Source organism: Pseudoroseomonas cervicalis ATCC 49957, assembly GCF_000164635.1.
GTDB lineage: Bacteria > Pseudomonadota > Alphaproteobacteria > Acetobacterales > Acetobacteraceae > Pseudoroseomonas > Pseudoroseomonas cervicalis.
The window spans coordinates 814,879-823,238 of the sequence record NZ_GG770777.1 but is presented as its reverse complement, the minus strand read 5'-3'; the positions used below and the strand labels follow the sequence as shown (position 1 = coordinate 823,238).

12 protein-coding genes, 1 other RNA gene and 1 pseudogene are annotated in these 8,360 nt (G+C 71.6%); 12 read left to right on the top strand and 2 right to left on the bottom strand.

All coding sequences use genetic code 11. The annotated features are described in order from the left end of the window. Positions 1 to 136: 136 nt before the first annotated feature. The 4 genes from HMPREF0731_RS03585 (at position 137) to HMPREF0731_RS03575 (ending at position 2,051) form a co-directional block, all read left to right on the top strand. Entirely contained in the window at positions 137 to 466 is a 330-nt protein-coding gene (locus HMPREF0731_RS03585) for a cell division protein ZapA (protein WP_007002656.1), read from the top strand. Positions 467 to 475: 9 nt separating this feature from the next. After that, positions 476 to 631: non-coding RNA, 6S RNA (gene ssrS, locus HMPREF0731_RS23550), on the top strand. After that, positions 618 to 1,226, top strand: coding sequence for a 5-formyltetrahydrofolate cyclo-ligase (locus HMPREF0731_RS03580; protein WP_007002655.1), 609 nt, complete (start codon positions 618 to 620; stop codon positions 1,224 to 1,226). The genes ssrS and HMPREF0731_RS03580 overlap by 14 nt, the downstream gene beginning before the upstream one ends. A gap of 3 nt (positions 1,227 to 1,229) precedes the next feature. Continuing rightward, positions 1,230 to 2,051, top strand: a complete 822-nt coding sequence (locus HMPREF0731_RS03575) for a TIGR00282 family metallophosphoesterase (protein WP_007002654.1) — start codon at positions 1,230 to 1,232, stop codon at positions 2,049 to 2,051. Between the two features lie 123 nt (positions 2,052 to 2,174). Here HMPREF0731_RS03575 and HMPREF0731_RS03570 read toward each other — a convergent pair whose 3' ends face one another. Further along, positions 2,175 to 2,531, bottom strand: coding sequence for a hypothetical protein (locus HMPREF0731_RS03570; RefSeq protein ID WP_007002653.1), 357 nt, complete (start codon positions 2,529 to 2,531; stop codon positions 2,175 to 2,177). Positions 2,532 to 2,586: 55 nt separating this feature from the next. Continuing rightward, complete coding sequence (locus HMPREF0731_RS03565) at positions 2,587 to 3,219, bottom strand: MSMEG_1061 family FMN-dependent PPOX-type flavoprotein (protein ID WP_007002652.1); 633 nt, start codon at positions 3,217 to 3,219, stop codon at positions 2,587 to 2,589. Between the two features lie 162 nt (positions 3,220 to 3,381). Here HMPREF0731_RS03565 and HMPREF0731_RS03560 point away from each other — a divergent pair, with 162 nt between their 5' ends. The 8 genes and pseudogenes from HMPREF0731_RS03560 to HMPREF0731_RS24920 form a co-directional block, all read left to right on the top strand. Beyond that, the gene (locus HMPREF0731_RS03560) at positions 3,382 to 4,131 is read left to right on the top strand and encodes a YebC/PmpR family DNA-binding transcriptional regulator (protein ID WP_007002651.1); all 750 of its coding nucleotides are present in this window, start codon (positions 3,382 to 3,384) and stop codon (positions 4,129 to 4,131) included. A gap of 5 nt (positions 4,132 to 4,136) precedes the next feature. Then, positions 4,137 to 4,643, top strand: a complete 507-nt coding sequence (gene ruvC, locus HMPREF0731_RS03555) for a crossover junction endodeoxyribonuclease RuvC (protein ID WP_007002650.1) — start codon at positions 4,137 to 4,139, stop codon at positions 4,641 to 4,643. Beyond that, a complete protein-coding gene (gene ruvA / locus HMPREF0731_RS03550; protein WP_007002649.1) occupies positions 4,640 to 5,263 on the top strand; it encodes a Holliday junction branch migration protein RuvA in 624 nt (207 codons plus the stop codon). Before ruvC ends, ruvA begins: the two co-directional genes overlap by 4 nt. Before the next feature lie 71 nt (positions 5,264 to 5,334). Next, positions 5,335 to 6,363 (top strand): Holliday junction branch migration DNA helicase RuvB, encoded by a 1,029-nt coding sequence (gene ruvB / locus HMPREF0731_RS03545; RefSeq protein WP_007002648.1) that lies wholly within the window; start codon positions 5,335 to 5,337, stop codon positions 6,361 to 6,363. After that, entirely contained in the window at positions 6,360 to 6,782 is a 423-nt protein-coding gene (locus HMPREF0731_RS03540) for a YbgC/FadM family acyl-CoA thioesterase (RefSeq protein ID WP_007002647.1), read from the top strand. The genes ruvB and HMPREF0731_RS03540 overlap by 4 nt, the downstream gene beginning before the upstream one ends. 75 nt (positions 6,783 to 6,857) lie before the next feature. Next, entirely contained in the window at positions 6,858 to 7,574 is a 717-nt protein-coding gene (tolQ, locus tag HMPREF0731_RS03535) for a protein TolQ (RefSeq protein WP_007002646.1), read from the top strand. Positions 7,575 to 7,638: 64 nt separating this feature from the next. Continuing rightward, positions 7,639 to 8,118 (top strand): protein TolR, encoded by a 480-nt coding sequence (tolR, locus tag HMPREF0731_RS03530; protein WP_306302904.1) that lies wholly within the window; start codon positions 7,639 to 7,641, stop codon positions 8,116 to 8,118. 22 nt (positions 8,119 to 8,140) lie between these two features. Continuing rightward, a pseudogene (locus tag HMPREF0731_RS24920) lies at positions 8,141 to 8,360 on the top strand (hypothetical protein); the annotation flags it as partial.

Sequence of the window (8,360 nt, the reverse complement as noted above, 5' to 3'; positions counted from 1 at the left end):
GGCTGGACGACACGCTGGCCCGGCTGCGCACCGCGCTGGCCGAGGTCGAGGCCGGCGAGGCGGCGGCCAGCGCGGCCGAATCGGAGCCGGCCGAGGGCACCGGCCCCGCCGGCGACATGAGCAAGGGGAGCTGAGCGTGGGGCAGGTCACGGTTCGCGTTGGCGGCTATACCCATCCCGTCTCCTGCGAGGATGGCCAGGAAGGCCATCTGATCGCGCTGGCCGCCGAGGTGGACCGCCGCGTCTCCTCGATCCGCGCCATGGGCGGGCAGTTCGGCGAGAGCCGCCTGCTGCTGCTGGCGGCGCTGCTGCTGGCCGACGAGATCCACGACCTGCGGGTCGAGCTGTCGCGCGCCAAATCGGCCCCCGCCGCCGCCGCGCCCGCCGCCGACCCGGCGCTGGCCGAGCGTCTGTCGCGGCTGGCCGAGAAGATCGAGGGCATTGCGGCGACGCTCGACGCCTCCTAAATGGGGTGGGCGGAGCTGCCCGGTGCGTCAGGCAACTTTATCCCTGGGGCCAATAAGCATCCTCCGGGAGCTGGCTCTGGCCGGGCCTTGGTCCGGTTACCTGGTGCCCACCTGCTAACGCAGGCCTTAGGAGGATAAGACGCCAACGGCCATGGTGGCTCCGCACGTCATCCCGCTGACCCCCGCCGCCGATCCGCCGGAGCTGGCCGCCGAAAAGGCGGCGCTGCGGCAATCGGCGCTGGCGCGCCGCGCCGGCATCGCGCCCAAGGGCAAGGGGCGGGCGCTGGCCGCCATCGTGCTGGAGCATTGCCCGCCGCCGCCCGGCGCCATCGTCGCCGGCTTCTGGCCGATGGGCGATGAGATCGACCTCCGCCCCCTGCTGCGCAGCCTGGAGGCGCGTGGCCATGCCATCGGCCTGCCGGTGACGCCGCCGCGCGGCGCGCCGCTGCTGTTCCGCCGCTGGCGCAGCGCCGAGGAGCTGGTGCCCGGCCGCTTCGGCACCTCCGTCCCGCCCGACAGCGCGCCGCTGCTGCGCCCCGACTGGCTGCTGGTGCCGCTGCTGGCCTTCGACCGGCGCGGCGCGCGGCTGGGCTATGGCGGCGGCTATTACGACCGCACCCTGGCCACCCTGCCCGGCGCCACCGCCATCGGCGTCGCCTACGCGGCGCAGGAACTGCCCGCCATCCCCACCGGCCCGAATGACCGGATGCTCGCCGGCATCGCCACCGAGCTGGGCTATCTCCCCTCCGAAAGGTCCTGAGAATTGCGTATCCTGTTCCTGGGCGACGTGGTCGGCCGCACCGGCCGCGACGCCCTGACGAGTGAGCTGCCCGGCCTGCGCGCCCGGCTGAAGGCCGATCTGGTCGTGGTCAATGCCGAGAATGCCAGCCATGGCTTCGGCGTCTCCCCCGACATGGTGCGCGCCTTCCTGGCGGCGGGGGCGGATGTGCTGACGCTCGGCAACCACTCCTGGGACCGCAAGGAGATCATCGGCTACATCGATGGCGAGCCGCGGCTGATCCGCCCGATGAACTACCCGCCCGGCACGCCCGGCCGTGGCGCCACGGTGGTCGAGGTGCCGGGCGGCCGCAAGGCGCTGGTGATGAACGTCATGGGCCGGCTGTTCATGGAGCCGCTGGACGACCCGTTCCGCGCCGCGCAGGCCGAGCTGGCGAAGCACAGCATGGGGCAGGGCGGCACGGTGCAGGCCATCCTGGTCGACATCCATGCCGAGGCCACCAGCGAGAAGATGGCCTTCGCGCACAGTTTCGACGGCCGGGTCAGCCTGGTGGTCGGCACCCACACCCATGTGCCGAGCGCCGACCACCGCATCCTGGCGAACGGCACCGCCTACCAGACCGATGCCGGCATGTGCGGCGACTATGACAGCGTGATCGGCATGCAGAAGGGCGGCGCGGCGCTGCGCTTCTGGAAGAAGGTGCCGGGCGAGAAGCTGGCCCCCGCCGAGGGCACCGCCAGCCTGTCCGGCGTGTTCGTCGAGACGGACGATGCCACCGGCTTGGCGAAGCGGATCGAGCCGGTGCGGCTGGGTGGGCATCTGGCCCAGGCCATGCCTGTTGTTTGATTTCTTCTTTTTCTGAAGAAAAAGAATTTCTTTCAGTTTGGCGTCCCGCTTCAGGCCATACGCGGGACGCCAACTGAGAAAAGTTTTTTGGTTCTTTTTTTTCAAAAAAGAACGCTTTCTTGCTTAATCGACCCTGCGCCACCCCTGCTCGATCAGGCAGCCGGCGATGCCGCGGTCGCGCACATCCTCATTGTGGTCCACGGTGCGGACGCTGGGCGGCACCCAGTTGCCGCCGCGCGTGGTGCAGCGGCGGTTGTTGGCGTCGCCGGTGCATTTGGTCTCCTGCGGCGAATAATAGCCGCTGCCGCTCTGCACCCGCTCCAGGATCGGCGGGAACTGCGCATACATCGCCTGTTCGCAGCGGGCGCGGGTGGCCTCGTACTCGGCCGGGCTGGCGCCGGGCTTGGCCCAGCGCTGTTCGCAGCCGGCCAGCAGCAGGAGGCCGGGGGCCAGCAACAGCGGGATGACGCGCGGGCTCATTCTGTCCTCGTCCCAAAAAAGTTTCCGCTGAGAGACCAGACCGGCCCGGCCCGCGTCAATAGAGCGTCGAAACGATGTGGGGCGCGTGCACCTCGTCGAATTCGCGGGCGTCGATCAGCCCGTTGGTGTGGGCGGCCAGCAATTCGCCGCCCGAGGGCGCCGCCGCCGGCTTCGCCCGCCCGGCCCAGAGCTTGGAGCGCGCCAGGGCGCGGGCGCATTGCATGTAGACCTCCCGCACCTCGACCAACAGCACGGTGGCGGGCACCTGGCCCTGCACGGCGTGGCGCTGGCACAGCGCCGGGTCGGCGCTGATGCGGCCCAGCCCGCCGATGCGCAGCGTCTCCCCCACGCCCGGCACCAGGAAGAGCAGGGCGAGCGCCGGGTCGTCCAGGATGTCGTGCAGCGCGTCCAGCCGCTGGTTGCCGCGGCGGTCGGGCAGGGCCAGGGTGGTTTCGTCCAGCACGGAGACGAAGCCGGGCGCGTCCCCGCGCGGCGTGCAATGGGCGCCGCGCGCGCCGCGCGTGGCCAGCAGGCAGAACGGGCTGGCCGCGATGAAGGCGGCCGAGCGCGGGTCGATGCGGCTGGCCACCTTCTTCATCACGATCTCGGAGGGCGCGGGGTAGAGCGCCTCCAGCGCCGCGCGGCTGGTGATCAGATGCGCCGGGTCGGTCGGCGAGGCGTCGGTCATGGCGCGGCGTGTCCTTCTGGCTGGCGTGGGCTGGCCCATTGGAGACGGTTTCCGTCCCTGCCGCCAGGGCGGGGCCCATCTCTGGCCCCCTCGCACAGCGGCACGCGGCGCGGTATAGGGGCCGACCCCCGGAACATCCCGAGAATACCGGAGAGCAAGCGCGTGGCCGGCCATTCCCAGTTCAAGAACATCATGCACCGCAAGGGCGCGCAGGACGCCAAGCGCGCGCGCGCCTTCGCCAAGCTGATCCGCGAGATCACCGTCAGCGCCCGCCAGGGCCTGCCCGACCCCGCCTTCAACCCGCGGCTGCGCTCGGCGGTGCAGGCGGCGCGCGTCGCCAACATGACCAAGGACACGATCGACCGCGCCATCAAGAAGGCCAGCGGCGCCGCCGCCGGCGAGGATTATGTCGAGGTCCGCTACGAGGGCTACGGCCCCGCCGGCGTCGCCATCATCGTCGAGACGCTGACCGACAACCGCAACCGCACCGCCTCCGACATCCGCTCGGCCTTCTCCAAGTATGGCGGCGCGCTGGGCGAGACCAATTCGGTGGCCTTCCAGTTCGAGCGCAACGGCGTGGTCCGCTACCCGGCCGCCGCCGCCGATGCCGACGCCATGCTGGAGGCCGCCATCGAGGCGGGCGCGGCCGATGTCGAGAGCGGCGCGGAGGGCCACGAGATCCGCACCGCCATCGAGGACCTCTTCACCGTGCGCGACGCCCTGGAAGAGAAGTTCGGCCCGGCGGAGAGCGCCAAGCTGGAATGGCGCCCCAATGTCACGGTCGAGCTGGACGAGGAGAAGGCGCGCAGCGTGCTGAAGCTGATCGACGTGCTGGACGAGCATGACGACGTGCAGACCGTGACCGCCAATTTCGAGGTGCCGGAAGACGTCCTCGCCCGGCTGTCGGACTGACGGCCATGGTCCGGCTGCTCGGCCTCGATCCCGGGCTCCAGCACACCGGCTGGGGCGTGGTGGAAAGCTCCGGCAGCCGGCTGCGGCACCTGGGCGACGGGGTGATCTCCACCACCGCCGATCTGTCGCTGGCCGAGCGGCTCTGCCAGATCCACCGCGCGCTGAACACGCTGCTCGACCTGTGGAAGCCGGATGAGGCGGCGGTGGAGCACACCTACGTCAACAAGAACCCCGGCGCCGCGCTGAAGCTCGGCCAGGCGCGCGGCGTGGTGCTGCTGGCGCCCGCCCTGGCCGGGCTGCCGGTCGCCGAGTATCAGGCGATGGAGGTCAAGCGCGCCGTGGTCGGCACCGGCCACGCCGACAAGGTCCAGGTGGCCGAGATGGTGCGCCGCCTGTTGCCCGGCGCCACGCTGAAGCGCGCCGATGCCTCGGACGCGCTGGCGGTCGCCATCTGCCACGCGCATCACCGCAACACCCGCGTGGCCCTCGCGAAAGGCTATGTCCCGGCATGATCGGCAAGCTCACCGGCAAGCTGGACAGCCAGTTCGACGGCGGCTGCATCTTCGACGTCAACGGCGTGGGCTATCTGGTGGCCTGCTCGGCGCGCACCCTGGCCGCCCTGCCGGCGCCGCCCGGCATCGGCTCCCTGCTGATCGAGACGGTGGTGCGCGAGGACGCCATCCTGCTCTACGGCTTCGCCGACGCCACGGAGCGCGACTGGTACCGGACCCTCACCGGCATCCAGGGCGTCGGGCCGAAAGTGGCGCTCGGCCTGCTCTCCACCCTGTCGCCGGCCGACCTGGCCCGGGCGCTGATCGCCGGCGACAAGGGCGCCATCAACCGCGCCCCCGGCGTGGGTCCCAAGCTGGCCGCCCGGCTGGTCGCGGAACTGCGCGACAAGGTGGGCGCCCTGCCGACCGGGCCGGGACTCTCCGCCGGGACCGTGACCATCGCCGCGCAATTGCCACCGGCCGACCGGGCGCAGGCGGACGCCATCTCGGCGCTGACCAATCTCGGCTGGAAGCGCCCGGAGGCCGCCGGGGCGGTGCAGCGCGTCGCCGAGAAGCTGGGCGAGGGGGCCGGGCTCGAATCGCTCATCCGAGAGGCGCTGAAGGAACTGGCGCCGCGATGAGCGTGGAACAAGGCTGGGGGAATGAATTCCCCCAGACCCCCATCTTTTTTCTGTCCGTTGGGGTCTGAGCCATGAGCGACCGCATCTCCGACCCGCATCGCAGCGAGGAAGACGCCGCCGAGGCCACGCTGCGCCCGCAAACCCTGGACGATTTCACCGGCCAGAAGGCCCTGCGCGAAAACCTTGCCATCTTCATCCAGGCCGCCCGCACCCGTGGCGAGGCCCTCGACCACGTGCTGCTGCACGGGCCGCCGGGGCTGGGCAAGACCACCCTCGCCCAGATCGTGGCGCGCGAGATGGGGGTGGGCTTCCGCGCCACCTCCGGCCCCGTGCTGCAAAGGGCAGGGGACCTCGCCGCCATCCTGACCAACCTCCAGCCGCGCGACGTGCTGTTCGTGGACGAGATCCACCGGCTGCAGCCCGCCCTGGAAGAAACCCTCTACCCGGCGATGGAGGATTTCCAGCTCGACCTCATCATCGGCGAAGGCCCGGCGGCGCGCACCGTGCGCATCGACCTGCCGCCCTTCACCCTGGTGGGGGCCACGACGCGCGCCGGGCTGCTGGCCACCCCGCTGCGCGACCGCTTCGGCATCCCCCTCCGCCTGCAATTCTACACGCCGGAGGAGTTGCTGCTGATCGTCCGCCGCGGCGCCCAGAAGCTCGGCTTCGCCCTCACCGAGGAAGGCGCGGCCGAGATCGCCAACCGCTCCCGCGGCACGCCGCGCATCGCCGGCCGCCTGCTGCGCCGGGTGCGCGATTTCGCCCTCGTCTCCGGCAAGCCGGCCGACCGCGCCATGGCGGATGCCGCGCTGAACCGGCTGGAGGTGGATGGCAAGGGGCTGGACGCCATGGACCGCCGCTATCTCCGCCGCATCGCCGAGCACCATCATGGCGGCCCGGTCGGCGTCGAGACCCTGGCCGCGGCGCTCGCCGAAGGCCGCGACACGCTGGAGGAGGTGGTCGAGCCCTACCTGATCCAGGAGGGCTTCGTGCTGCGCACCCCGCGCGGCCGGGTGCTGGGCGATCTGGCCTGGCGCCACCTCGGCATGAGCCCGCCCGCCGGCACCCAGGCCGATCTGCTGGGCGGGGGTCTGCCATGAGCTGGCCGCATCGCTGGCCGCTCCGGGTCTATTTCGAGGACACCGACGCGGGCGGCATCGCCTATCACGCCAGCTATTTGCGCTGGGCCGAGCGCGGGCGGACGGAATCCTTGCGTGCCATAAACTTGCCGCATCAAGTTATGATAGAGCGTCACAATTCGATGCTCGTGGTGCGGCGCATCGAAGTGGAGTATGTGGCCCCCGCGCGGCTCGACGATTCCCTGCTGGTGGAAACCGCGGTGCGCCGCTTCGGCGGCGCCTCGGTGGAGCTTGCGCAGGATGTCCGGGACGAGGCGGGCGGCGTGAAGGCGCGGCTGCGCGTCGGCCTGGTCTGCGTGCGGGCGGGCGACATGCGGCCGGTGCCGGTGCCCGGTCCCTGGCGCGAGGCGTTCCGGCTGGCACAGGCAGCCGGGGGCTGAGCCTGCCGCGCCAGGTGGCCGGACTGAAAGAGAAGCGTGCCGGCCGCGCCGGCGGGGTGAGAGAAGGAGAATGCCGTGGGTGACAGCGTGACCGCGTCCAACCTCGGCCAGGTGGCGCATGATTTGTCGCTCTGGGGCCTGTTCCTGCAGGCCGACTGGGTGGTCAAGTCCGTCATGCTGGGGCTGCTGCTGGCCAGCGTCTGGGTCTGGGCGGTGGTGTTCGAGAAGGTGACCAGCCTGCGCCGGGTGAACCGCGCGGCGGATGCCTTCGAGGACCGCTTCTGGTCCGGCGGCAGCCTGGAGACCCTCTACAGCCAGGAGGGCGAGCGCCCGACCCACCCGATCGCCGCCGTCTTCGGCGCCGCCATGCGGGAATGGGAGCGCAGCTCCGCCCGTCCCGCCGAGGGCGCCGCGCTGGCCGGCATGCAGCAGCGCGCCGAGCGCGCCATGAACGTCGCCATCACCCGCGAGATGGACCGGCTGGAGCGCTGGATGGTGTTCCTGGCCTCGGTCGGCTCGGTGGCGCCCTTCATCGGCCTGTTCGGCACGGTCTGGGGCATCATGAACAGCTTCTCGGCCATCGCCGGCATGAACAACACCAACCTCGCCGTGGTGGCCCCGGGCATCGCCGAGGCGCTGTTCGCCACCGCCATCGGCCTGGTCGCCGCCATCCCGGCGGTGCTGGCCTACAACAAGATCAACACCGACCTGGCGCGCTTCGCCGCGCGGCTGGAGGGCTTCGCCGCCGAGTTTGGCGCCATCCTCTCCCGCCAGGCCGAGGAGCGGGGCTGACACCATGGGCATGTCCACCGGCGGCGGGGGCCCAGGGGGCAGGGGGCGCGGCCGCTACCGCGCCATGTCCGAGATCAACGTGACGCCGCTGGTCGACGTCATGCTGGTGCTGCTCATCATCTTCATGGTGGCGGCGCCGCTGATGACGGTCGGCGTGCCCATCGACCTGCCCAAGACCAACGCCCAGGCGCTGAACCAGGAGACCGAGCCGCTGACCATCTCGGTCAACGCCGAGGGCCGCATCTTCCTGCAGGAGACCGAGGTGCCGCTGGAGAGCCTGGTGCCGCAGCTGCAGGCCATCATGCGCGAGCAGCGGCCCGGCGCGCCGGAGCGGCGCATCTTCGTGCGCGGCGACCGCGGCATCAATTACGGCCGGGTGATGGAGGTGATGGGCACCGTCTCCTCCGCCGGCTTCACCCGCGTGGCCCTGCTGGCCGAGCAGCCCTCGGGCGCGCCGGCGCGCGGCGCCGTGCCGGTCCAGGGCGCCCGCCCCGGCCAGGCACAGCCGCAGCAGCAGCCCGCGCCGCTGACCCCGCGGCGCTGAGCGGGAGCACGGCAGGACATCCATGGCCCGTTCCGGCCTCCGTTTCTGGGCTGCGGTCTCGGCGGCGCTGCACGCGCTGTTCGGCCTCATCCTGCTGTTCCGCCTGCCCGGCCGGGAGATCCCGCCGCCGCAGGAAGCCGTGCCGGTCGAGCTGGTGACGCCCGACGCGCCGCAGCTGGCGCAGGCGCCCAGCCCCTCGCCGGTGCAGGCGCCGCCGGCGCCCGAGGCTGCGCCCGACCCCT

What these genes read in the sequence shown, in the direction of transcription:
- HMPREF0731_RS03580 (WP_007002655.1), top strand. Translation starts at nt 618, where the DNA reads ATGGTGGCTCCGCACGTCATCCCGCTGACCCCCGCCGCCGATCCGCCG.
- HMPREF0731_RS03570 (WP_007002653.1), bottom strand. Translation starts at nt 2,531, where the DNA reads ATGAGCCCGCGCGTCATCCCGCTGTTGCTGGCCCCCGGCCTCCTGCTG.
- HMPREF0731_RS03565 (WP_007002652.1), bottom strand. Translation starts at nt 3,219, where the DNA reads ATGACCGACGCCTCGCCGACCGACCCGGCGCATCTGATCACCAGCCGC.
- ruvC (WP_007002650.1), top strand. Translation starts at nt 4,137, where the DNA reads ATGGTCCGGCTGCTCGGCCTCGATCCCGGGCTCCAGCACACCGGCTGG.
- ruvA (WP_007002649.1), top strand. Translation starts at nt 4,640, where the DNA reads ATGATCGGCAAGCTCACCGGCAAGCTGGACAGCCAGTTCGACGGCGGC.
- ruvB (WP_007002648.1), top strand. Translation starts at nt 5,335, where the DNA reads ATGAGCGACCGCATCTCCGACCCGCATCGCAGCGAGGAAGACGCCGCC.
- HMPREF0731_RS03540 (WP_007002647.1), top strand. Translation starts at nt 6,360, where the DNA reads ATGAGCTGGCCGCATCGCTGGCCGCTCCGGGTCTATTTCGAGGACACC.
- tolR (WP_306302904.1), top strand. Translation starts at nt 7,639, where the DNA reads ATGTCCGAGATCAACGTGACGCCGCTGGTCGACGTCATGCTGGTGCTG.